Below are 24,211 nucleotides of genomic sequence, written 5' to 3' on the forward strand. Positions count from 1 at the left end.
TGGCGCCAGGCGCAACCGCTGACCAACACGTAGATGATGGCCGCGAACAGCGTCTCATCAGGCGTGTCCTGCGTTCCGCCGCCCTGCGGCCGCACCCTCGACGGCGGGATCAGCGGCTTCGCGATCTCCCACAGCCCGTCCGGAACAATCCAACTCCACGTACCCCGCCCCATACCGAGGTCAACGACGACCCGCCACATAGGACACGGTCTTAGTGGAGTTCGTTTCTGCTCATGGGAAGCCGTGGGTAGCGGACAAGGTCAAGTTCTCAGCGAAGGGGCCGGACGGTGAATCCGTGGGGCTGACCGTAGACCTCCTCGACGACGCTTGGAGCGGACCGCGGGATGGTGTTCCCGCCGCAGTATGGAAGGTTGTGGCCCTCGCTGCGACCTCAGCCGGTGATGTTGGCATCACCTACTCACATCCCGACCTCGCCTAGAAACGACGAGGCGCACGTGCTGGTGCAGGACCGGTCGTACTCCACCCGGTCCGCACCGCCGGCCGTCCGAAGGCTGTGCGACGCCGCTGCGACGCAGGGGCCGGTGGGTGCCTGCCTGCAAGGCAGGCACCCACCGGTAGGTCGTCATGGGTTGGCCCCTTCTGCCGGCCGCTGATTAGTCGGGCGTTCGGTCGTGGCCGAGTCCGGGACGGGACAGGCAGCGGGCGGAACGCAGTTCGCTGAGCAGAATCGTGGGGGAACACTCGGGTCCCAGCCGTAGGCGTCGAGGCGGCCGCGCAGGTCACGCAGGCGCCGAAGACCTTCCAGAGGCGCCGTGTTTCGGTACGCGCCACGTTGTGCAGGCGAAGACGCTCCCGTTCGATCGCGTGCTGCATGGCCAGTGTTTCATCGTCGCTCCAGAACATGTCATCGAGCGCGTCGGGGGCTACGAAGAGGGCATCGAGCAGAGCCTTGCTGACACGCTCATAGGTGCCGTTTGCGGTGGCGGCTTTAATGATTAGGTCTGCTTCCGCGCTGCCTTCGAGACGGTGCACGTCACGGCCGGCGTCTGTCTGAAAGCTGTACGCCCAGTCCTCGGCCATGGAGACCAGAGCGTCGCCCGTGCAGTCTGGGAGGTGGCTGTGACAGTGGAGGAAGGCCCAGCCGGGCTGGTTGTTCCGGCAGGCGGGTGTCTGGCACAGCTCCCTGGCCATGTCTTGCGTAAGGATGAGCTGGAAGCGGCGGTTGCCGCAGACGACGACTGCCTCTTCCAGAGGACTCATAGACTCCAGCGTGAGGCGTGCGGAGCGTCCCTCTTGCGCTAGTGAGCCCGCGAGTTCGAGAACGGTGCCGTAAGGAACGGCACCGCCGAGCAGACGGGAGTGGAACACCTCCGGCGCGAGTTCGGAGTCGTAGCCCCAGTCGACGTCTGCCGGGGCAACGGTGGCGCACTCGGTCAGCAGCTGGGAGAGCAGGAAGCCGTTTGGCTCCCGGCCGGTCGCGGCAGTCATCTCGCGGGCGGCCTGGGTGTAGCGGCGGCCGGTTTGAACCTGCGTCTCGCGGATCGCGGCCTTGCGCTTCTTGTCCTTCGTCATGACAGTCCTTCCGCAGCATGCCCACGCCCATGCCGCAGCAGGAGTCATCACGTTCAAGGAGAGATGCCGCGCGAGTCGGAGACCCTTGTCCGCTTGCCGGGCGCGTGGGTGCGGTTCCGGCCGGGAGTCTGAGATGGCCTGGCATGCGCGTGATGCCGCACCATCGGCGGCAGCGTAGCGCATACGACGTACGAAGGAGCAGTCAACGCCCGGGCTCAAACGGGCAGTGCCGGGCGGGGCCAAGGCCGGAGGGCGGGACCATCGCATGCTCACACCCAGAAGGGGCCGCCCCGCTCGGACACAGGGCAGTGGGGACCTCAGTGTTCGCGAGGACGGCCTGTCGCCACAGAACGACGTCGGGGACATCCTTTTTGTCGAGACCTTGCGGGTCATGCCCCCACTGGGACAGGTGCTCAGCGACCGCGGTAAGGATGGTGACGTCGTGGGCGTCCGTCGCTGCCTCCGCGGTCTGGAGGGCGGCCACGGCGGCGAGGGCCAGGTGCTCGTTCAGCAGCATCACCGGGGCGTTGCCGTTGATGGCCCTATCCAGCGCGGCAGACGCCTCCTGGTTGCTACCCAGGTCTCACAGTGAGCGATGCGCCCGGCACCTGATCGGCTGGAGCGGAAGGCCCGCCGGAGAGTCCGGTTGTTAGAGGCGGGCTGCGCGTCTTCCGGCCAGAGAGCACAGCGCCGGCCGAGGGAGGCCTGGAGCGGGCCAGAGGGCTCGGACCAGCACTGCCGTGGGCTGTGCACCTTTCCACCCGGTGCCGTGCCGTCCGGCGCGATGCGGCAACTTCTCGCCAATCCTCACGACTTGGGTTAGCTGTAGAAATCGAAGCGGTACGCTGTAGATATCTACAGCGCTACAGCGGGAAAGGATACAGCACACCTCGTGTACACGCTGCGCCCCCTGGCCAACGGCCTGCGAACCGACCACCCCGTCCCCGACCTGCCGTTCGTCGACGACTCACACATCCCCCTCGACGACCCCCGCGAACTCGAAGCCGTCGGCCGCAAGCGCGGCGACGGCATGTGGGGCCGCTACGACCTCGAGCGCACCGCCGGCGGATGGCGCGCCTACACCACCGACCCCCAGCGCAACAAGTTCGCCTGGTGCGTGCGCTACCACCCCGACCACGGCCGGACGGTCCTGCTCGTGCGCGACGACGACGCCAACGAGCTGCACGCCGCATGGCACGGCGGCCCGCTGCTGTTCCGGGCCGGCGGCTACTGGTGGGACGGAGCCACCTGGTACAGGCCCGGCCAGATCTGGGACGCGGCCGACGAGGACTTCGTCCGCACCCCGGTCCCGGCCGCGATCACCGTCACCGCCGACCAGCTCCTGGACGCCGCCGCCCACCCGAACGCCGGCCACCTTCTGAACGTCACCTCCTTCGACCCGGATGCCGCGCTTGCCGGACGGTGGAGCGACCACCTCGCCCTGTGGGCGAAGCACCGCACCGACCGCGAAGGCGACTTCCCGACCGGGCAGTGCGTGGTCCAGGTCTCCGCTCCCGAACTCGCCGCCGACCAACTGCTGGGCGTCACCGAGTTCGCGGGCCTGGCCGGCATCGCCGCCTCCACCCTGCGCTCGTACGCCTCCCGCGGCGAAGGCAACGTCCCCCTGCCCCAGGCCACGGTCAGCGGACGCAGCGCCTGGTCCCGCCCGGTCGCCCAGGACTGGGTCACCCAGCGCAGCCGGGAGAACGTCGCGGCCGCCGTGGCCAGTCCCGACCCCGACGCCCTCCCCGCCGGCGTGAGCGACCTGCGGGAACGCCTCACCGCCAAGTTCCAGGCGCTGCTGTGGGGCCGCCCGCAGACCCGCAAGCGCTGGGTACTGCGCCACCGCAACGAACCGGAGGTGCGGGAGATCTCCGACGAACTCGCCCTGCATGTTGCCACGCGCCTGGATGACATCATCCCCACCGATCACCTGGCCGCCACCATCCGGCACGCCGTCCTCGACGAACTGGCGGAACAGCACGGCTGGGACAGCGACGAAGGCGACGACCGCACGCACTTCTACGCCTTGACCACACCCGTCGCCAAGACCCTGGACTGGCTCATCCGCCACCACCCCGAATACGGCCAGTACGCCATCGGCGACATCGTCCGCGAGGCCCAAAGCCGTCTCGAGATCCCCCGCGACGCCGTCGCCGACACGCTGCTGCGGTCCCTGTCGATGGACGGCAAGCTCGACAGCGCCAGCCTCAACGCGTACCTCGGCTTGGCCCTGCCCCCGGAGAAGACCGGCTGACGCGCGAGCGTCGGCAAACGGCGGCCGTACGGCTGCCGTACGGCTGCCGGCCTGCCGACCCGCACAGCGGGTCCACCACCCACAACTGACAAGGAGGCCCCGTGCTTGACCGGTTCGCTATCGACGACGGCCGACACCTGCTGGAGGTCGTCATCGATGAGGACGCATCCGCCGCCGCAGGCGAGGCCCAGTACCGTGCTGACTGCTCCTGCGGCCGGATGTCTGTCGACGAGCGGGGGGAACGGCGCGCGGTCGACGTCACCCTGTGGGGCACCCGCGTCAACACCGGGATGGGGGATTAGCTGGAGCCGCGCGCGGTGCGCCGGATCCCCACCGGGTGCGACCGCCAGGCCGTACGCGAGGTCGCCGCGGCCTGGCAGGTGAAGCTCATCGACCCGGTATGGGGCGCGCAACACTGTGCTGTGGCCGCTCCTCGGCCGGTTCCTCGACTCGTGGGCTCACGGGGCGGGTCTGGACGAGGGCGACGAGCAGCGGTGAGGCTGGTCTTTGGCCGTGGCCGCCGGGCGGCTGGGTCGTTGACTGGGTGAGGTGCCGGGCCGGGGAGGGCCGTGGGCGCGGACAGGGAGGGAACGGGCGTGGCGCGTTCATTAGGTGTGTCGCTGGCTGATGCGTATCCGCAGGTCGCCGCCATGTGGTTGCAGGAGCGCAACGGTGGGCTGACCCCGGAGAAGGCGACGCCGAAGATGCAGGTTGCGGTGTGGTGGCGGTGCGCGGCCGGACACGAGTGGCAGGAGAACATCTCCAACCGCACCGCGATGCCGAAGTGGAAGAACGGCGACGTCGCGGCCTGCCGCGAGTGCGTCGGCTACCGCGTCTCCTACACCTACCCCGGGTGCGGCCACACCGCGATGGTTACGCCCGAGGCTGTGGCGAAGAAGCGGGGGCGTTGCTGGAAGTGCCAGCAGGCGTGGTGGCAGGCCAACGAAAAGCGTCTGAAGGCGGAGCTGTCCGCCGCGGCGAAAGCCGCCGCCGGCCGCGCGGCCGAGCTGCTGGACGCCGTACCCGTCGCCGCCGACGTCCCGGCGCCGCTGCTGACCGAGTGGCGGTGGTGGGCAGCCAAGTACCTCCAAGGCGCCATCGCCGCCGAGGAGATCATGGGAAAGGACGGTGAACCTGACCGGGTGCTCGCAAGGGTGACTGCCGCCGCCGCGACACTGCTGCCGACGAAGGAGACCGCCGGCCGCGCAGCGGCGGCCGAGGGCGTGCTGCGGCTGGTCGACCAGGCGCACTGGGCCGAGGGCTGGCTCCACCAGCTCACCGGACGCCTCCCGCGACCCGTGCCCGCCAACGACCTGGATAACATCGCGTTCCTGCTGGGAGAGGTCCTCGCCGACTGGGCCCAAGGCACCGCGCAGGCAGTGGCCGAGAACCGGGGCAACGGCCACCCGGCCCCCACGACCGCCGAGATCACCCGCAGCCTGACCCGGGCTGTGCTGTCCATGATCGACGACGAGGTGTTTGCGCCGATCGCCCCATACACGCGCACCTACCGAGAGCTGAGGGTGCCCGTGGTGCCGGCTGGCAAGAGCCGGTATGGGCGGCTCGACGTGGTGATTTGGATGCCAGGCATCCCGGACATCGTCGTGGAGATCGACTCCGCCCCGAACGCGGCCTCCGCGCAGAAGCTCGCCTTCGCCCGCGACGCCGGCGCCCACCCGCTGTGGGTCCGCTTCGGATCCGGCGGGATCGAGAGGATCGACGGGGTAACGGTCCTCGACATTCGCGACGCCGTCCGGGGCGTTTACGAGGCGGGAAGCGGCGGCGGGACGACCTGGACTAAGCAGGATTGGCGCCTACGACCTGCCCGCTGATCAAGGAAGGGGCATGCGACGACAGGCGGCGGTACATCGGCGGCGTGCGCGGCAGGACGCCCTCGGAAGCGATCTGGTACCTGACCTGCTGCAGGGTCGCTTTGATCACATTAATACCTCGAAAAGATAATCGACCGCTGGCGCCGGCGGTCGATGACTCGAGCGCCGGACAGCAGCTCGTTGACCACGCCGCCCCAGAACCTTTTCGGCGCGCACGTCGACGGGCAGCCCTCGATGCGCCCGGAGGGGTGGTGAGAAGGAGGCGGCCCCGTCACCCGGGGGGATGGGTGCGGGGCCGGTGGCTCGGAGGGGGGCCGAGCTGTTGATGTGCTGGTGCCCCCAGACCGTCTGTGTATGCGTGGCCTTCGTGGCCTGTGTGGCGCTATCGAAGCTGCCCGGACCCGGTGGCGCCGCCGCCAGCCCTCAGCTACCGAAGCGGCTACCCTCTGGCGGGCCCGGGCCGAACGCGCACCCGAAGTCGGCAATGATGACGGCCGCGTCAACGTTACGTTCCTGGGCCAGCCAGGCGGTCAGTCCGGCCGCAGCCACCCCGACGCCGGCCGCGAGCATGTTGACGTTGTGGGCGCCGCCCGCAGCCAGGTCGGCTTCAGCTGCCCGAATGACCACCTGGCACACCGGCGACTCCGTACGTATGCGCGCCGTCTTCGCGGCCGGTTCGAAGGATGCGCGTATCAGGTCCATGACGGGGTCTTGGAGTGACGTCATACGCTCATCGTTATCGCTGGGCAGGGCACGCGGGTGCCGAACGCTGGTGTTCGAGCGGGTGCAGCGCGGAGCTCAGGAACAGCAGCAACTCAGCAGCGTTGTCCTCGCACGCCAAGCCCTGGTGGCGGCCCGGGAGGCGGCACGGAAGAACGGGGGAGTCCGAGCGGAGACCGGCCGCCTGGACGTCGTCCCGACGCCCCGAGCGCCGGCTCGAAGCTGCACTAGAGCGCCCCAAACTGATCACGGCAGCCAATGGAGAGGGTGCAGGACGTAAATGTCCGAGCCCTGCGTCCTGGCGTCCGCACCCATAAAGACCGCGGCGGCCGCCGCCTCAGTACAGCTCGGGACGCTGGACAGGAACCGCACCGCACAAACTGCACACCGGACGTACCGATCGACGCATAAAGGCGGTCAGCCGCAACTGTCCACAACGTACGCAAAGTTGTTTGTCAGTGCCGTCCTACACAATGAGAGCGTATTACCTGAACGTCGTTCCCAGGAGGTGCTGTGGACAGGCGCTTGATTCGCACCGCGGTGTTCGGCAGTCCAGATTCTGACGATCCGGCTCTCTGCCCGGAGACGCCGGATGAACTGGACGCATTCCGCCTCGAGCACGCCGATGTCACCATCTGGTGCGGCACGATGTTCGAAGGCGGCTGCGGCCGACGGCTCACCACCCGCCGATGCACAGACAGAATCTGCCACTTCGCCCATTACGGCACCAGCGACGAATCTGTGCGGTGCACGCGGACCGCACGCGGCAAGGACAGCGCCGACCATCTGTACGCCAAGGCCCACCTCGCGGCCTGGCTCCGCACTCAAGGTCTGACAGCCCAGTTCACCTACCCTGAGCCACTCGGCTCCGCGCTGCTCGTCCACCTCGAGGACGGGCGCACCCTCTTGGTCCACCTTGACCGCAATCAGCCCGCGGACTGGAACGGCGACTCCTGGGAGATCATCCTTGGGCCGGGCGTCCTGGTGCCGGTAAGCATCCTCAGCGAGCGCGGCTATGTGCAACGGCTCCGTTTCGAGGACCGGCCCGGCGGCGGCCGTGTCATGCGGTTCGGCACCGAACACCCAGGCCAGGGCACCACCTGGGACAGCCTTGAAAGCGTCACGCTGACGCCCAGAGGCCTGAACACCACGACCCGGCCCGATGCGGTACGCGCACCCTTGACCGAGGATCCGCGTCCGCAGCAACCGCCCGCCCCCGCCCGGGGCACCATTATCGACATCGCCTCGCAACCGATCAGGGCCAGCTCTTCGCGTCAGGACGACGCTGTCAAGCTCGCCGTGATGCACCTCGACCGGGCCCTGCGCGAGCAGCCCGAGCTTCTCTACACCCGAGTGGGCGCCATCAAGCGGCTCCTTGAAAAGGACCACCTCCCCGAGAACGTCGCCCGCCTCCGGCTGGCCCTCAAGCGCGGTCAAGCGGGACTGGACCAGCGCACTCAGGAGCGTCAGTCGCTGCTGCAACAGCTGCAGCAGACGCCCACCGATGCACTGTTGACCCGGGTTTCCATGCTGATGAACGACGTGAACGTGTCATCGGCTGAGCGCGAAATGCATCGCGTCGCTCGCGAAAAAATCAATGCAGAACAGGCCGTCCGGCGCCGCCAGCGACAGGAGCAGAGCGCTGCACAACGCCGTCAGCGGGAGGCGGAACAACGCGCGTGGCGGGAGCAGCGCACGCTGGCCCGCGAGCAAGAGCAAGCGGAGCAGCATGCACTGCGGGAGCAGCACGAGGCGGCCCGCGAGCGGGAGGAAGCGGAGCGCCGTGAACGCGCCGAGCGGGAGGAAGCCCGACGGCAGGCCGCAGCGCTGCAGGCGGAGAAGGAGCGCGCCGAGAAGATCGCCTACCTGGCCCCCTTCGTATTGGGCGCGTTGAAGAAGGCAGCCCGCGAAAGGCGCGTCACCACGTGGCTGGAGATACGAGAGCGTACCGGCCAGCGTGACTTGACCCGTCTCAGCTACGAGGACCGGCTCAGCGTTCTGCAAGCCGTGGAGAAGAAGACCAAGCCTGATGCTCCCCTGTGGTCAGCCATCCTCGCCGCGACGGGCACACCGGAAGCACTGAACCTATACCGCGACCTCGCCACCCTTCTCCATCGTCCCGTGCCCCACGACGACACCGAACTGCTGGCACACGCGGCCGCAGACTGTGCGCGGCTCCGCTGGCAGTAGGAGAACTCGAAGGGGAGAGGGGAGCGATGCGAGCGCTCAGCCGCCGAGCGCTCCCGGAGCCAGAGCAAGCGGTAGATGGCCAGCCGGCTCCCATGGAGCAGGCCCGCACCGAGCGCCGCCGTCAGGCAGACGCCTCTCGTGCCGTCGCCCTGCGCCGGGTCTGTGCGGAGCGCGCGGCGAGGGAGGCTGGGACGGCGGCCGCGGTCCCGCTGTGGTGTGCGGCTTCTACTGCTCCGGCGACCCGCTCTGACCCTGCCCGTTGGCCGCGGCGCCTGGCGCGCTCTCTGTCAGTTGGCTGGCAGTGTTCTCGATCCACAGCAGCACCCACTCGACACCGGCCTGCCACCCCGGGTCCGCGCTGTCGTACCGGCCTTCAGCATCGGCCCGGATGTTGGCCGCGAGGGTCCGGAGGTCTTTCTGCAGTCCCTGACGCCTGGCTGTGTGCATGGCCTGGATCATGTCGTCGGTGATGTCACCGGGTCGGAGCGCGCTCATCGCCCACCTTGGACGACCATCCCGGCTGATTGCCATACCTTGAGGTCAACAAGCTGAGGCGCCACCCCGGAAGGGACACGGCCGCGGAGCCACAGATACGCGCTGGCCCGATTCCCCGGAAATGGCGACATGGTCAAGGGCGGCGACTGGGCGTACGGCTGCCAGCTGGCCGACGAGGTAGCAGCCCGGCCGCCGCGGCCATCACCGCCGCGAAGAAGACCGGCTACTTCTTCCAGCCGCGCCTGCTGAGCTGGGCGCAGTAGCCTGGGCGAGGACGTCGGCGGCCGTGGGCTGCCGGAGGACGTGAGGCCAGTGGCCCGGAGCATTACCGGGAGCCTGGCCTCGCGCACGCCACCCCTTCCTGCCCTGCCGCGCAACAGCACCTTCTCGGCCAATGCGTGTGCGGAACCGGGCACAGCCACAGTCTTGCCTGCGACGACCTGCTGGTTTGTTCGATGCTCTGGCCCGGGGGCGCACCGGCCCCGGGACGGTGAGGAGCAGCGGTATGGGCGTGAGCCACACCTATTTGACCAAGGTTGAAGTACAGCACCTGCTGGGCGTGACGACGTTCGGGATGTGGCGGCTGACGCGGAAGTACGACAAGTTCCCCAAGCCGGACGAGAGGCCGTACAGCCCGTTCAACCGGGGCCGCCAGGAGTCCGAGGAGGCATGGGACGCCACCAAGGTCTACTCCTGGGCGGCCCGGACGGTGGAGTTCGCCCACCGCGGCGCCGTTCTGCTGCGCCCCGCGCCCGAGAACCCGGCTTCGGGCCGCTGGCTCGGATACCGGGACACCCTGCGAGGGCCGGCCCTGGACTGGCACACCGACATCGGCGTAATCCGCCTCGTGCACTGCGACGACTCCAAGACCGCGACCGACGTCGCTTCCGCCATCGCCAGCAACGGCAACAAGGACGGCGTCACCACCGTGTGCGCGCTGTACGGGGACATGGGCTTCGGCGGGCCGGCACTGGTGGCCGCCGACACCGCGCACCCGGGCATCGAGTACGAGGCCGGATGGGACGACGTTGCCGCCTACGTCGGCCAGGCGATGCCCTGGTGGCCCGACCTGCTGCGCCTTCCGCATCTGATCCGGAAATGGAAGCCCGGCGCCCAGGCGGCGGTGGTGGAGGTCCCGCCGAACGACAACGAGAGGATCCTGCGCCGGGCCGCGGCCAACGAAGTCTTCGACGTCACCTCGCGGGTGGCTGCGACGGACATGGCCAACAGCATCCGCAACAACCGGATCGACAACACGAACCACGAGATCGGGATCTTCTGCAAAGAGGGGTACGGCGACACTCCGAACCAGGTCGTCTCCGGCGCCGTTCCCGACACCAGCCACCATCCGCTGCCCTGCGACGGGGACCGCGAGGCCCTCCAGGCCGGCTGGCGCCGTCTCGCCCTGCACACCCACCCCGACGCGGTCGCCGCGCTTGAGGTCGCCGTCGGCCGCGAGCCGGACCTGTTGCCGTTCGGGGCCGTCACCGAGATCCCCGTCCAGCAAGGCACCATCAGCGACCGGTGGACCCACCGGCTGACGATGTGCGACCCGACCGCCGCCCACGCAGTCCTCGCCCAGGACACCAAGCCGGAGGCGTTCTTCATCGACCCGCTCACCGACATGCCCGTCCTGCGCACCCCCGACGCCGGCGGCAAGCAGGTGTGGCGGTTCTACGCACCGCTGTCCCTCCCAGCCGGCGGCGCGGAACTCGCCTCCGTCGTCCTGCACCACACCTTGTGGGTGCTCACCAGCGACGGCCACGTCCACCCCGCGCCGTGCACGCCAGCCGAGCACCTATGGTGGGGAGACGGGTGGGGCGACCGTCCCAGCGAAGCCGCAGCCGTCGTCCACCAGCTGTTGGACGACCTCGGCGCCACCGTTGACCTGCACAAGCACTGGGACGCCCCCAAGGGCCTGACCGCCCTATTCAACGAGGACCATAAGCAGGGCGCCGAACTCACCCGAGCCTCTCTGCTCCACGCCCGCATGACCCCGCCCCGTAAACGCTGAGAGGACACCATGACGGAGCAGGACCGCATCTACCACGGTGTGCAGCAGGTCAACGATGATGAATTGCTGTGCAGATCCTGGTGGAGAAGAGGAAGCTGGGGCCCACCGAGCGGCAGGCCGACGACCTCGTCCTGTACCAGCTCGCCCCGAGGGACGCGTAGGCCCTATGCGGATTGAACTGGGGATGCAGCGGGTCCGGCCCCCCGCCCGGCCCGCCGACCCGGTCCTGCAGGCGCCGAGCGTCGACTTCGCCTCCGATGTGCTGGTCCAGTGCTGCTCGGAGTGGCGGCTCAGCCGTCCCGAGATCCTGCGCTGGTGCCGCGGCTGGTACGCGAAGCAGGGCGTCGACGATCTCCCTGCCGTAAGGGGATGAACGAGTGACGTACTTCTCTGCTCAGCTGGAAGAGCCGGCGGCTGGCCTGACCGCCTTCGTAGGCGGACAGGCGGAGGAGCTAGACGGACTGTTCATCGCGAGCATCGGCGAACCTGTCCGGGAGCCCAGCGAGTAGCTTGAGGTCCCGTTTGCCGGTCGCCGCCTCAGCCACCGTCCTTACGGGCAGAGCGTCGAACTGCGCGGCCGACACCGAGGCGTCGATGGCGACGGCATGGGCGGCCGGGGCTGCGAAAACCTCTATCAGCCGGTCGATGTTCCGGTGCTCGCCCGCGCACCCGATCCCAGCGGCCCCCAGGTGCAGGGCGATCTCGGGAGGCGCGAGTAACATCGGACGGAAACCGGCGCTACGCCCTCGCCCTTGCCGGTGGGAATGCCACCGGGCATCAGTCGAAGGCGTACGGGCCGGGCGGACTTCACCGCGAACGGGACGACGTCGACTGAACGCGAGGGCGACGGAGAGAGGACGTGCCGCCCCGGTGTACTCCCGGGACGGCACTTGACCGTCTCCCCCTGGTTTCACAAGCCGATCATTGCGCAGATGATCTGGGCGAGTACAGCCACTGCCACCTTGCTGACGACCTGTCCGAGGCCACGCAGGACGTGGGCACGGACCTTCTGGTGATTCATCAAAGGGGTTCCCTTCTCCAAAGCGTCCCGCCCGTCCCTTTCGGGGGCGGCTCCGCCTCGGAACACCGAGGCGAGATGCACCCCCTGCGGGGTTGGGCAGGCGAAGCTTGGGGAGAGGCCCAACTGAAGGCTAGCGGACATCGCAGTCCGTGCGGATCTGATCTACGAAACACGGAGAGCCGGACACGCTGCGGGAGCGAGGGTGCCGGTAAGAACGCTGTCACCAGCCGCAAGTGGAGGTGATCTTGCGCGGGTATCAGTGCGGGAGCTGGGGAGCACGGCCGATCCTGCGTGGATCCGGGCCTCTGGCCTGGTGCTGAAGGTGGCAGCACATGGACTTCCGATCGCCGAGGATGACTCGGGGTCCTTGCTCACAGGGCTTCCGGAGCGACTCTCCGCGGCATACTCGGCGAAATGCCTCGTCGTTGAAGTCCACAGGCAGCAGCTCCGACTGAAACAGGCCACTGCCCGGTCGAGACTCTGCTTGGCGATGGCCTTGCGATCGTTGCCGGCGCGCTGAGGGCTTGTGGCCAGCCCTCCGGCGCGGCGAGTGCCCTGTGGGGCGGAAGCCCAGCTCGACCCACTTGCCGAGCCGAGTGATGACGTCGCCGATGGTCTCCGGCTTCAGCCAGTCAGGCATAACGGTGTCACCTGTTGCAGCGGCATGTACGTGTGATCATTCGGGTCGGTCAGGTCAGCCTCCGCCTACCAGGCCCGCCGCGCGCACCGGGCAACTGATCTGCGCCCAGGCGGTGCCGTAAACCGGGGCTGCGACCCAGCTTGTGCAATATGGCCAAATTGATGAGGTTGCGGTTGTTGCTCCCCCTATGACTTTCTCAGCTAAAGTGCCGATCTCTTTGACAGCTTGGTCGCTTCAATGGGGGGGATTTGTGGCACGCCCTGAGAACCACCTGCACCGAGACGGCACACCTCGTCGGGAACTGGCCGTGGCGCTACGTGACCTGCGCAGCGCATGCGGCCTGACATACGCTCAGATGGCATCACGATGCAACTATTCCATCAGCGCGTTACAGGAAGCGGCGTCCGGACAGCGGCTGGCGACATTGCCTGCCACGTTGGCCTTCGTGTCAGCGTGCGGCGGCGACACTGACGCCTGGCAGCACTATTGGAACCAGCTCAGGAGGATGGAGGCGGAAGGGACGAAGGTAGCGGCTGGTGCTCTGATTCCACCGCACCTTGCACAGCTCGAGCCAATGGCCGCCGCACCCCTCGACCTCACGCCGCCGGACGCCGCGACGGAGCAGGCCAAGCAGACGACCTCCTCGCCGCCTACCCCTCACAAGCTCAGACTCCATGCCCGGCTGACCCGCCATCGTCATCTGCGCTGGGCGGTCCCGACCGCTGTTCTGGTCGTGGCCGGCGGAGGGCTCACCGCAGTGCTATCCCCTCACTCCCCGGCACCCCACGACGGCGCACCAGCCTTCGCGCTCGTGGTCGTGCAGAACAAAGTCGCCATAGGGCCTTCGACCCTGACCGAAGACAGCACCCCCGCATACCTCTCTACCAAGACTGTCAGCCGCTGCCGGATCCGCCACTGCATGCTCGCTGACACCACGATGACAAGCGGCGCCAAACTCGTGGCTACTTGCTGGACCCGCGGAGAGACACTGACCAACGCTGACATCACTTCCGCCGGGATCAACCACAACCCTGAAGCTGTCTCCTCCGACCGCTGGTACTTGGCGAAGTGGAAGGACGGGCGCACCGGCTACATCTGCGAGGTCTACATCGCCCCGCCCTACCGCGGCGGCATGGGACTGAACCGCTGTCGCTAGCAGGCTCACGCAACACCGCAGAACGGCCACCACCAGCACGGACAACGAATCCCTCCGCTGAGAGATTGTCCGCGGAAAACCCAGAGTCCCGGACAACTCTGTACGGAGATCGCCCCAGATGTCTTGCTGAACCTGTCCAGTACAAACCCTTGCGGACAGGAGAAGAGAGCAGCCCCAAGCGCTCACTGACTCCGTTTCTACCAAGCTGCGCCTGCGCCACTGCGGAGCCCGCGACCACCGGGCAGCGCAGTTGCTCCGGCAAGTTCTGTGAGAAGACGCTCCGCATCCCAGTCGTCAGAGGGAGATCGTCCATGAGTATGCCCAACCACCGAAGGCCTCGTGCCGGCACCATGGCAGCGCTCGCTATGGCATTCGCTACCGTGACGGTGCTGAGCGGCGCGAGTACTGCGTCCGCAGCAACGGTCAACGGATGCGCGCAAGGCGGAACCACCATGCCTGGAACCTGCATCTGGGTCGACACTGGCACCAAGAACTCCAGCAACCACACCCAGTGGGTAAGCCAGATCACCGTCCAGGCTCCTAGGGGCGCATCATCCAGCCTGTTGGAAGCCTGGGCCGGGAACGGACCCTCTGGCGTCGCCTGGTACCGGTCAGGAAACGGCACGTACGTGACGTGGCCCATCAACCAGTGGATCAAGACGAATTCCGGCATATGCGGGGCATACACGTGGCCGGGGACGTCAGACCGTTCGATCGCCTGCATCACCATCACTGTCTGATGCGGTGACGAGGGCAAAGCAGTGGCCGCGCCTCGGGTTGGGGCCATGTCCACAGCGCGCCCGACCATACGCTCCACCGGACCACTACCGCATTGCGGCGCTGGCGCGAACCCAGCGGCAGCGCCGCATGCGGACAACTGACGAAGGATCCCCGTTCCTGCTTGGCACGGCGCAGGCCCGTGAGAGCGCCCAGACGCGGGCGCGGCAGCGTCTTGTTCTCGCGTCTGAGGCCTGAATGTACGTGCTGACCAGCGTGGCACGCGCCATATGGAGCAGTGCTGACGAGGTCAGCAGTAGGCCGCAGCACAGGACCCACCGCGCTGTCCGCCGCTTCTAGCCGGCTCAGCTGGGCCTGGATCGTTCCGGCGCCCTGGAAAGAGATGACCAGGGGATCACCTCTGGAGCTAGCGGGCTGACTGCATGCGTGAGGCGAGGGCCTGCGGCAAGGACCAGCTGCTGCTCCAAAACAATCCGGCGTCCGGTGCTACCGGCGCGCTCTGATTTCGGCCGGGAGTCCCGACGGCGCCCTCCCGATTGGGGGCGCCGTGATGGTGCGAGGGTGCGGCGGTGGTTCAGCCGGCTAGCCGGAGGGTGGGCCGGACCTCAGGGGCGGGGGCGTTCTCGACGTGGTCCGGGTCAGGGTCGGAGGCCGGCACCAGCCGCCGCTGCTTCACGCTGCCAGAGACCTGTCCGTTGTCCAAGCGGACTCATCCGTATGTTCCGGCGTCGGTCGCTTCAGTCGCTCTCTCTCGTTCCCTAGACTCGCGCCCCCGCGATGCCCTCGGCCACCGTTGCGGACTCAATACACCAGTAGCCGTTTGTTCGCCCTCGCCCAGACCTCTTCTGCTGGTACAGACGGCACCTCGGGTGCGGGCCACCCCTCCCAAGGTCGTAGGACACGTAGGTCGTTGAGGGCCTGCTTCCCGGGAGCACGTCCTCCAGTGGCTGGGCAGCGTGGTACCAGGGGCCTTCGCCGGCCCCTGGACCCCGCTGCCCCGCCACTTCCCGGCGCGAATCCGCTTCGTCGTGGTACAGGTGCTGCGCGCCGGAAAGCGGCGGGTCGTACTTCGGCGCGGGTGTCGTGCCATCCACCGCACCACTGTTGCTTCGGAGTCGGCAGACGCTGTACCAGAGCCGCTGTGGCCTGGGGCAGGGTGCGTGGTCCATGGCAGTAGACGGGGGAGGGGGAGCGTGGACCTGGCTTCCGGGGCGGTCACCCTGGTGAATGTTAGGGGAGTGGGGGACTTCGGACGGTGCGGGTGCTTACCCAGTGTAAGAGAGCACAGCCCTCAAAGTGTGTCTGACCTGCAGAAACACATGCAATGACCACGATCGCCTGCACTGTGAGGCAGATCCGGGAACCGTGGAGGGCGACCAGGAGAACTGCCTACCCGGCCTTCTGAACCTGCAAGGCAGTCTTGGCTGTCGTGCACCACGTTCCAGGGAGCGGGGACCACGGTAGAGAGAACCGTCACCACGACTGCAGGATCTGAGTCCTGGTTTTGGGAACAGCACCACATTGACGTGAGGTACATGAGGCAGCATCAGCAGAGCTGCGCCGCATTGGTGCATGTCCTGAGCAAGGCGGCAGGCGACACGGCCGCCAGGCTGAGTTGATTGACTTCCTGCTCATGTACGTTAAGTTCATCAGGTCGGCCTCAGAGCCGTCCTCCATCAATTGCTAGTCACCCCCCTTGCTCGGAGGGCCCGTTGGGAGCAGTACGCAGGCTGGTCGACGCTGACACGGGCGAGCCGGTCCCTTATGCGCCGTACGCCTTCTCCGGCAGGCATACGCAGGTCGACAAGGCGCGCGTCGAGGCGATCACCGAGTCGAAAGCGTTCACGCCCAGTCAGAAGTTCCTCGTGCTGTGGTGGATCGGAGTCTCCCCTGAGGGGATGGAACCACTGCGTGCTACCGGCGCGGACATCGCCAAGCGCGTGGGCATGTCCACTGACGCAGTGGGCAAGATCAACAGGAAGCTGGCGAAGCACCGCATCCTGATCGTTCGAGGACGTGTCGGCAACTACAACTTCTACCGGATCAGCCCCTACATCGCTTTTCACGGCACTGGGATCGAACAGCGTGAAGCGGTGAAGACGTGCAACCCGCCGGACATCCCCGGATTCGACGACAACGTTCCTGCACGGTGGGAGGCCCAGTGATCAGCAGCGACGACAAGCAGAAGAACCTCGATCTGCTTGAGAAGACAGTCGGCATGACCGCTAACCAGCGACTTGTCGTCATGCTCTATGCGCTCCACCCCACCGACCGGTCTGGCGCCGTTCTGGAGACCGCCGCCAACCTGGCGAAGCTGGTAGGGATGGCTCCTCCCGTCTTTTCCCGCACCCGCAAGCAGGTCATCGAAGCCGGCTGGCTGGAGGAAACCGAAAGGATCGGGCACATCCGGTACTACCGGCTCGACCCCAAGCGCATGGGCGAAAGCGTCGTCGTCCCGCTCCGGCGAGCCACCTGACGTGCTGCGCACCGCTCCTCATGTACGTCACGTCAATGAGGGACGCTTTGCAGGACGTCCTTCTGCACCTCACGGCAACGCCGTGAGGTGCCGCTGTGCTGAGGTGGACGAGTGGTACTCCGACGCGGAGGTCGGAGCACGGGTAAACAACTGGGGCGGCGGGGCGTGCCCGCCGCAGGTCACGCCGCCTTGTGGTGGTGGTTGTGTGTGCAGTGGTGCCGTTGGGCGGCGGTCTTTTGCCAGGTTCGGCACAGGGTGATGACTGCGTCGTAGGTGACGGTGAGGGTGGTGAGGGCGAGGGCCATGAGGCTGTCGTTGTGGTGGAGGGTGTGGGTGAAGTGCAGGGTGGCGGTGGTGGCTATGGCGGGCAGGGCGAGGCTGCCGGTGGGGCGGCGGATGGTTTTTGCACGGTGGTACCAGATGGTCCGCACGTCTTTGGGCGGGATGATGCTGAAGCGCCATCCGGTGGCGGGGGCGGCATCGTCGGTGACGAGGCTGAGGTGATCGCTCACGGCGCTGTCCTTGGGGAGGCGGGCGATGTCTGTGGATGGTTCAGGTGGGGCGCTGGGGTGAGGGTCAGTCGTCGTCATCGTCGAAGTCGCTGAAGCCGTAGAGCTCGTCCTCGTAGGGGATGTCGAAGGGTGCGTCGAGCGGGTGGGCCTGTGCGGCGAGGTCGCGTTCGAGGGCGAGGATGCGGGTGGCGCGTTTGATGGCCCACAGGTCGCGGGCGATGACGTGCTCGTCGCCGAAGGGGATCTCGCCGGTGAGGGCTTTGTAGAGGTGGCGGCTGGCGTCCCACGGCTTTTCGATGAGCTTGCCGCTGTCGACCCGGACGACCATGCCGTGACCGACGGCGACGGGGAAGATCGCGGAGTTGAGGACGTGCTCGGTGAAGTGGACGGCGACGGGCACGGCGCCGCCGAGGACGGCCTGGGCGATGACGGAGCTGGTATCGCGGGAGAAGATCAGTTCTTGGTAGTGCCGGCGCAGGGCGGGCCCGAGGGGTTCCAGATCACTGGGCAGGACGATGTAACTGGGGTCAGGGTCGGCGACCAGAGGTTCACCGGTCATGGCCGTCCAGCCGTCGGCGAGGGTCAGACGCCAGGAGCCAGAGCAGTCCGACAGCAGGGCGGTCCCCGGGGTGACCACGGCGGCATAGAGGGGGCGGCCGGGGATGAAGGTGAGGATCGACAGCGACGTGGCGCTGCTGTCGTTGGCGGAGAGCCAGCGGCGCAGGCAGCCGCTGGCTGAGACGGAGACGACGGGCTCGTCCTGGGCGATGCAGGCGCGGAAGGCCTCGGCGCGCTTGTCCAGGCAGTCGTCGGCGCCCAGGACGGTCACCGGCTTGCCGGAGGTGTTCGAGACCTCGTGCAGGTTCTTCTCGACGGCCTGGGTGAGGCGGCGCCGGGCCTTGTTCGCCTTGTCGTCCCAGTGCTCGGCCTGGCCGGGAACGCCCGAAGGCGGTCGCTTTCGGGCGGGCTGCCAGAGGGTGCTCAGGTCGAGGACCTTGTGTAGGTCGGTCTCGGGCAGTTCCTGTGTGAGGTCCAGGCCTCGGGCGGTTTCCCGTCCCAGCGCGTCGAGTTCGACGAGCGCAGCGTGCGCGGCACGGGCGGTTATGCCGTCCGCGCCGAGGGGGGCCAGCAGTCCGTCGCCGTGGAAGGGGAAGTACACGCGAACTCCTTGTCCGGGATACGCACGCCGATGTAGCGGTGCGTACTCATGTGATCTCACTGCGTCGCGCACTCTACTTGATGTAGTCCTGTAGTTCAGAAGGAGGATCCCATCTGGAACTACATCAACGAATCGACATTGAAGAAGTCATGCAGTGTTGAACCTCACGCCATGGTCTGACTGATGGTGACTCAGAACCTATGTGCGTGATGGAAATGTGACGCGCAATACATCGCGTAGTTCTGTAGTGGCTTAGTGTGTGGGGCGTTGTCAGCCAAGGGCGCTCCGGCAGACCCGCCGTCCGCGCCCGTGAACCGGGAGCAGCATGCCCTGTCCCTGGCACCAGCAGGGCATGCGGCCCGATGAAGGGGAAGCTATGCCCAGGAAGAACGAGAAGCTAGAGGAGAAGGGCCAGCAGGTGGTGGTCTCCGTCCGTTTCCCCCGCCACCTCCTGGACCGCATTCAAGCCATCGCAGCCGTTGAGTCCACCAGCGCCAACGCCGTCATCAGGGCAGGGATGGAGGCCTGGGTGCGTGACCGGGTAGCCAGTGCCGAGTTCCGTGCAGCGAGCGATGCCTACATCGCCTCAGCCCAGCAACAGGTGGCGACGGCGCTGCGGGAACCCTCCTTGGGCACACCAGGCCAGCCATAGCATCACCTCTACTGGGTTTTGCAGGCGATGTGCGCATCCCACGCTCCATAACTGTTCCATCTGCTGGTCCCTCTCGAGCCGGGGTCCCCTGGGGACCTCGGCTCCGCATACACCCGCTCCGGCCCGTCAGGCCGGCGCCACATCGGGCCACTGGAGGGCGAGTTCAGCGGTGGGCCTCGGCACAGGACCCACCACGCTGTCCGTCGCTACCAGCCGGCTCACGGCATCCCTCACCGCCTCCTCAGGCACGGCGCGCCCCGGCGGCAGGACGTAAAGGACGGCCGTGCTCAGCAGCGGGTCCGCGTCCACCCGTTCCGCGCGGTGATCGACCGGCATATATCCGTCCCAGCGCAGTTCGTTCAGATCGCCGATCTGGCCGGCCCAGTGCCTGGCGTCCCGCAGTTCGCCGCGGCTCAGGTGCAGCAGATACAGGCACAGTGCGGCGGTGACACTGCCCGCTCCGGCCGCGTACTCCCACCAGAACTGGGCGCCGCTGTCCGGCTCAGCGACGTACAGCAGACATGCGAAAGCCAGCGCACCCTCAGGCTCACGGCAATCGTCGAAGGCGGCGACCCGGCCGGCCGCCTGCGGGTCGCGGATGACCGCACGGGACAGCGTGCGCAGATCGCACGCCGCCCGTTCATGCCGGACCGCCGCCCTGGACAGCTCTGCAGCACCGTCCAGCGCCCGCTCCCAGCGCAGCTCCTTGACTCCCCGGGCCACCGTCTTGCGGGCCGTCTCCAGATCCGCACGCGTGTACGCACTCCTCGGCACACGGGCCCGGGCGCGGGCGCGGCGGAGGATCTCGTTGATGGTGCGCGGAGTGCGAGGCACGGCGTTCTCCCTCAGTCGTCAGAGTCGATGTCTAAGCGGCAGCCCATGCCGGCCGCCAAGCGCTCCTTGGCGGTTCGGCGCGTCGAGCGGACCGTCGCCGGACTGACGCCCATGATCAAAGCCGTGTCCCTGGTGTCGAAGCCCAGCACGGCATGCAGGACCAGGACATCGAAGTGGCGCTCACTGAGCCGCGCCATGTGCTCCCACAGGTCCAGCTCTTCGTCGTCCTCGTGGCCGGCGGCCGGCCGTGCGTGGGCGGCACGGAAGCTGTTGCGGAAGGAGTCCATGAACGGCGCGGTGACCGCACGTATGGCACGGGCGTAGGCCAGTGGCTCCCGGGCGGCCGGTGTGCGGCCCCGTTCTGCCAGCTCGGCGGCCACCCTGTCCTTCAGGAGCAACCAGGCGTAGCGGCCCGGATTGGGAGCCATCTGGCGCCAGTCCATGGCGAGGTAGACGAATGTCATGTCCACCAGGTAGCGGCTGACATCGTCGCTGCCGAGATGGATCATGGCGTACTCGTAGTAGGCCCGGACGTAGCGTTCATGGAAGTCCCAGAACTGCTGCGGCATGGAGTCGATGAGTTCAGCTACCGCCTGTTCGGCGTCGTCCAGGCCACCGCGACGGGCCTCAGGCGCGGTGAACGGGGGGTGGGGGCGGACCAGGGTGTCTAAATGACTGTCCGGCACAGCCGACCGGGCCATGGCTCCGCGGGCCAGCGCAGAGCTGCCTACGTCGTAGTTCACAGAGCGGGTAGTCCTTCCTCCTCCTGCGCTGGTGCCGCCGGCCATGTCTGGTCCCCGTTCCGCCACGGGGCGGCACCTGAGCGTGATTGCTCTGGAGAACAGATAAGCGGACTCGTACGTCTGATCGTGCAGCGCTCCAACGACCTGTTTTCAGCGGGGCCTTGACCAGCGCCGACCGGCGCACTCACAGCAGATTTGCAGTAGTGCAACGCCACGGTTCGCCACCCCGCGCTCGAAAGCGCTACCCGCGCACGACCTGGCAGTCCGTCAATCCGTACAGACATCAACTAAAATTTGCGGAAAGTGCAATTTCACATGCAGTTGCAAGTAGTGACACAGATCACTCAAACTGCGCTGTCGATTACATCCCCAGTTCTTCACTACCTGCACAAAAACCCACGGTGAGCCCCCTTGACCCACCCCTCCGCCGCGCGGCGCCGAGCGACGAAACGAGCCGACGACAACCCCGATGAGCGCGGAGAACGACCGCTCGCACAGCCCCAGCACGCCCCCAAGCCCGACCACGGTCCCCAACTCTCAGCGCTCCCCGGAGAGTCGGCTGACTGAGCCCTGCGAGCCGCCTGGCCCGCTTCCGGGCCGGGCTTTCGACCACGCCTCCACTCGAGGACGTGTCATCCGCCGTGTCACTCTCCCGCATAAAGGAGGCCCTGGCGATGCCGGCCATCCGGTCAGGGGCTGATCGACGTCCGCGGTTCACCTGCCAACACCAAGCCACGGCTCGCTCGCGTACCGGCCTTGCCCTGCCTCGGGAGTCGGTGAGGTTGTCCGGTTTGCACCGGGCTCGAGGCCGCTGCGCGAGGCGGCCGGCTCCGGATCAGAAACCACGGCCACCGGGCCGCCACGCACCCGGAAGACCACTTCAGACAGTGCCCATGGGTCACACTGCGGTGCCACGGTCAGGAGTCGGGGGCCGCGTGTAGTGCGGCGACGGGGGCCGACCCAGCGCGGCTTGTGCGCGGCGGGAGAAATGGGTGCTGACGCCCTGCTGAGCCGGCTTGGAGCAGGCGGCCCTGTCATGAGTCGGCTTTCAGCCGTTCGTTTCCACGCTTACCAGAGGCAGTTTCCCCTACCGGTGGGTAGGGCGCCGCGAATCTAGTCCTTTTTATGCCCATTCGCCGCCTGAAGGGGAAGGGCGGATTCCGGCCCGTATGTGAATGGAATCAGTGGGAACCGAACGGATCTTTGTACGAATCCTGTGACAACGTGTGCGGGCCCGGTGACCGCTGGGGTTGCCGGGGTCTGACTTCCTACGGGGGGAAGCATGCACACGCGTGCCTTCGGCACATCGCTTCGACGTGCCCGGAAACGACCGGGATCGGCCGCAACAATGGCGGCGGTGACTGCGGCAGCGCTGGCCGCGGCCGTCCTGCCGGCCGCCACTGCGGCCGCGGCCGACGGCAAGCCCGTCTCTGCGTGGGGCAAGGACAGCCCCCGCTTCGAGATGCCGGCGGTGAAGGTGGGAGCGAACCGGCCGGTGAAGTCCGAGCCGTCGAAGAATCCGACGGACGAGGTGTACGTGCCGTGGCTGCGTGAGCAGCGGGCGCACGCCAAAAACGTCGCGTCCGGCAAGGCGGCGAAGTCGGCCGGCGTAGCCGCGAACGCGTCCGTGCTGAACGTGGTGCCGGAAGGGCAGGGCAACGTGCCCTGGCACCGTTACACGAGCTTCGCCATCACGGATGCGCTGACCGCGAAGATTGACTACTCGACCGGTAACCTGATGCTGACGGCGACGGACTTCGACATCGCCGGCGTCGGTCAGAACCTGCGCCTGGCGCGGACGTACAACTCGCTGGACGCTCCGTTCGGCCGCGTTTCGCAGCGCTGGTGGCAGCAGTACGAGCGCTACCTGTCCGTCTCCAGCACCGAGGTCATCTTCTACGATGCCTCCGGCGCGACGGTCCGCTTCAAAAAGAACAGCGACGGCTCCCTCACCACTCCCAAGGGCTACTCGCAGGACCTGAAGAAGAACTCCGACGGCACCTACACCCTGACGAAGTGGAAGTCGGGGTCGAAGGAGACCTACAACTCCAGCGGGACGCTCACCGACCGCAACCACGGCACCATCACCGTCACCCAGAACACCGGCGGCGGCTTCAAACTCACCGAATCCCGCTCCGGCCGCTTCATCGACCTGAACAAGGTCAGCGCCACCCTGTGGCAGGCCAAGGACAACACCGGCCGCACCGCCACCTACGGCGTGGACGCGTCCGGCAACCTCGCCTCCACCACGGACACCGAAGGCAAAACCATCGCTTTCGGCTACGACACCTCCGGCCGCGTCGACAAGATCACCACCGCGGAGGGCCGCGTCACCGTCTTCACCTACGACGACGTCAACCGCGTCACCTCCATGCTGCGCGCCACCGGCTTCAACGCCTCCGGCAGTACGGGCCCCACGTGGACGTACGCCTACAGCGCCGAGTCCGCGACGGCTGCAGGGACGACCACGGCTAAGGACCCGGAGCTGCACTCCACCAAGTACGAGCACGACGCTGACGGACAGGTCACCGATGTGACCGACGCGCTCGGTCACAAGCGGTCGTCGAAGTTCGACGCCAACCACAACATCGACACCGCCACCGACGCGATGGGCTCGGGCACCACCCCGGGCAACGTCACCGACTACGGCTTCGACTCCCGCAACAACCTGCAGTCCGTGACCCGGCCCGGACAGTCGGCGACCCAGCCGGGACCCAAGACGGTCAACAGCTGGCAGACCATCGCCGGCGGCGACGTCCCGAAGGACTCGACCAACGCCGACGGCGAGAAGACGTCCTTCACCTACGACACCGTCGGCAACACCACCTCGGTCGCCCAGACCGGCACCGGCGGCGGCAGCGTCTCCTACGACTACAACCCCGCCACCCCCACCTGCGGCGGCTTCGAGGGCCAGCGCTGCGCGGAAAAGACGAAGATGACGTCGACGAAGACGGTCCAGACCGACTTCCACTACGACGCCCGCGGCAATCTCGAGTGGGCCAAGGCCCCCTCCCCGCTGGGCAAGACGACGTACACCTACGACGAACTCGGCCGCACCACCAGCGTCACCGACGCCCGCGGCATCAAGGTCGCCTACACCTACGACAACCTCGACCGCATCCGCACCGTCACCTCACCCAACACGGCCAAGGTCGAATACCGCTACGACGGCGACGGCAACCTCGTCCAGCGCACCGACGGCACCGGCATCGTCTCCTACGAGTTCGACCCGCTCCAGC

General features: G+C 67.4%; 20 protein-coding genes. 11 read left to right on the forward strand and 9 right to left on the reverse strand.

The genetic code is table 11. The features are described from left to right. Both E4U92_RS34990 and E4U92_RS35000 read right to left on the reverse strand, forming a co-directional pair. On the reverse strand, nt 1-173 hold a 173-nt coding region (locus E4U92_RS34990), incomplete at its 3' end, for a transposase (RefSeq protein ID WP_137304508.1). A 262-nt stretch (nt 174-435) separates the two neighbouring features. Beyond that, nucleotides 436-1,533 carry a hypothetical protein gene (locus tag E4U92_RS35000; RefSeq protein WP_137304491.1) on the reverse strand — a complete coding sequence of 366 codons (1,098 nt, stop codon included), beginning with the start codon at nt 1,531-1,533 and terminating at the stop codon, nt 436-438. Between the two features lie 892 nt (nt 1,534-2,425). Between E4U92_RS35000 and E4U92_RS35005 the strand changes: the two genes are divergently transcribed. The 3 genes from E4U92_RS35005 (at nt 2,426) to E4U92_RS35015 (ending at nt 5,622) form a co-directional block, all read left to right on the forward strand. Further along, a complete protein-coding gene (locus tag E4U92_RS35005) occupies nt 2,426-3,790 on the forward strand; it encodes a hypothetical protein (RefSeq protein ID WP_137304492.1) in 1,365 nt (454 codons plus the stop codon). 101 nt (nt 3,791-3,891) lie between these two features. Continuing rightward, nucleotides 3,892-4,092, forward strand: a complete 201-nt coding sequence (locus tag E4U92_RS35010) for a hypothetical protein (protein WP_137304493.1) — start codon at nt 3,892-3,894, stop codon at nt 4,090-4,092. 294 nt (nt 4,093-4,386) lie between these two features. Then, nucleotides 4,387-5,622 (forward strand): zinc-ribbon domain-containing protein, encoded by a 1,236-nt coding sequence (locus E4U92_RS35015; protein WP_137304494.1) that lies wholly within the window; start codon nt 4,387-4,389, stop codon nt 5,620-5,622. Between the two features lie 423 nt (nt 5,623-6,045). On the opposite strand, the gene E4U92_RS35020 is transcribed toward E4U92_RS35015, so the two are convergent. Continuing rightward, nucleotides 6,046-6,324: a hypothetical protein gene (locus tag E4U92_RS35020; protein ID WP_137304495.1), complete on the reverse strand. Its 279-nt coding sequence runs from the start codon at nt 6,322-6,324 to the stop codon at nt 6,046-6,048. 531 nt (nt 6,325-6,855) lie between these two features. On the opposite strand from E4U92_RS35020, the gene E4U92_RS35025 reads away from it, so the two are divergent. Further along, complete coding sequence (locus E4U92_RS35025; RefSeq protein ID WP_137304496.1) at nt 6,856-8,532, forward strand: small VCP/p97-interacting protein; 1,677 nt, start codon at nt 6,856-6,858, stop codon at nt 8,530-8,532. 225 nt (nt 8,533-8,757) lie between these two features. Here E4U92_RS35025 and E4U92_RS36160 read toward each other — a convergent pair whose 3' ends face one another. Further along, entirely contained in the window at nt 8,758-9,027 is a 270-nt protein-coding gene (locus E4U92_RS36160; RefSeq protein ID WP_168725278.1) for a hypothetical protein, read from the reverse strand. Nucleotides 9,028-9,532: 505 nt separating this feature from the next. Here E4U92_RS36160 and E4U92_RS35035 point away from each other — a divergent pair. Both E4U92_RS35035 and E4U92_RS35040 read left to right on the forward strand, forming a co-directional pair. Further along, nucleotides 9,533-11,041 (forward strand): hypothetical protein, encoded by a 1,509-nt coding sequence (locus E4U92_RS35035; RefSeq protein WP_137304497.1) that lies wholly within the window; start codon nt 9,533-9,535, stop codon nt 11,039-11,041. Between the two features lie 166 nt (nt 11,042-11,207). Beyond that, a complete protein-coding gene (locus tag E4U92_RS35040; RefSeq protein WP_137304498.1) occupies nt 11,208-11,414 on the forward strand; it encodes a hypothetical protein in 207 nt (68 codons plus the stop codon). A gap of 79 nt (nt 11,415-11,493) precedes the next feature. Here E4U92_RS35040 and E4U92_RS35045 read toward each other — a convergent pair whose 3' ends face one another. Next, nucleotides 11,494-11,763, reverse strand: a complete 270-nt coding sequence (locus tag E4U92_RS35045) for a hypothetical protein (protein ID WP_137304499.1) — start codon at nt 11,761-11,763, stop codon at nt 11,494-11,496. Nucleotides 11,764-13,009: 1,246 nt separating this feature from the next. On the opposite strand from E4U92_RS35045, the gene E4U92_RS35050 reads away from it, so the two are divergent. The 3 genes from E4U92_RS35050 to E4U92_RS35060 all read left to right on the forward strand — a co-directional run bounded on the left by E4U92_RS35050 (nt 13,010) and on the right by E4U92_RS35060 (nt 17,072). Beyond that, nucleotides 13,010-13,858 carry a helix-turn-helix domain-containing protein gene (locus tag E4U92_RS35050; RefSeq protein WP_229863491.1) on the forward strand — a complete coding sequence of 283 codons (849 nt, stop codon included), beginning with the start codon at nt 13,010-13,012 and terminating at the stop codon, nt 13,856-13,858. Between the two features lie 2,450 nt (nt 13,859-16,308). Continuing rightward, nucleotides 16,309-16,761: a MarR family transcriptional regulator gene (locus E4U92_RS35055; RefSeq protein ID WP_137304501.1), complete on the forward strand. Its 453-nt coding sequence runs from the start codon at nt 16,309-16,311 to the stop codon at nt 16,759-16,761. Further along, entirely contained in the window at nt 16,761-17,072 is a 312-nt protein-coding gene (locus tag E4U92_RS35060) for a replication initiation protein, RepL2 (protein WP_137304509.1), read from the forward strand. Before E4U92_RS35055 ends, E4U92_RS35060 begins: the two co-directional genes overlap by 1 nt. A gap of 179 nt (nt 17,073-17,251) precedes the next feature. On the opposite strand, the gene E4U92_RS35065 is transcribed toward E4U92_RS35060, so the two are convergent. Continuing rightward, entirely contained in the window at nt 17,252-17,584 is a 333-nt protein-coding gene (locus tag E4U92_RS35065; RefSeq protein ID WP_137304502.1) for a hypothetical protein, read from the reverse strand. A 64-nt stretch (nt 17,585-17,648) separates the two neighbouring features. Then, entirely contained in the window at nt 17,649-18,743 is a 1,095-nt protein-coding gene (locus tag E4U92_RS35070; RefSeq protein ID WP_137304503.1) for a hypothetical protein, read from the reverse strand. A 376-nt stretch (nt 18,744-19,119) separates the two neighbouring features. Here E4U92_RS35070 and E4U92_RS35075 point away from each other — a divergent pair, with 376 nt between their 5' ends. After that, the gene (locus tag E4U92_RS35075) at nt 19,120-19,395 is read left to right on the forward strand and encodes a hypothetical protein (RefSeq protein WP_137304504.1); all 276 of its coding nucleotides are present in this window, start codon (nt 19,120-19,122) and stop codon (nt 19,393-19,395) included. Nucleotides 19,396-19,521: 126 nt separating this feature from the next. Here the strand turns inward: E4U92_RS35075 and E4U92_RS35080 are convergent, their stop codons facing one another. Together E4U92_RS35080 and E4U92_RS35085 are read right to left on the reverse strand one after the other, a co-directional pair. Next, nucleotides 19,522-20,229, reverse strand: a complete 708-nt coding sequence (locus E4U92_RS35080) for a hypothetical protein (protein ID WP_137304505.1) — start codon at nt 20,227-20,229, stop codon at nt 19,522-19,524. Nucleotides 20,230-20,240: 11 nt separating this feature from the next. Then, nucleotides 20,241-20,972 (reverse strand): RNA polymerase sigma factor, encoded by a 732-nt coding sequence (locus E4U92_RS35085; protein ID WP_168725279.1) that lies wholly within the window; start codon nt 20,970-20,972, stop codon nt 20,241-20,243. A gap of 1,348 nt (nt 20,973-22,320) precedes the next feature. Here E4U92_RS35085 and E4U92_RS35090 point away from each other — a divergent pair. Beyond that, nucleotides 22,321-24,211 (forward strand): DUF6531 domain-containing protein (locus tag E4U92_RS35090; protein WP_137304507.1); only part of this gene is annotated, 1,891 nt, incomplete at its 3' end.

The sequence above is a fragment of the Streptomyces galbus genome (assembly GCF_005280195.1).
GTDB classification, from domain to species: Bacteria; Actinomycetota; Actinomycetes; order Streptomycetales; family Streptomycetaceae; genus Streptomyces; species Streptomyces galbus.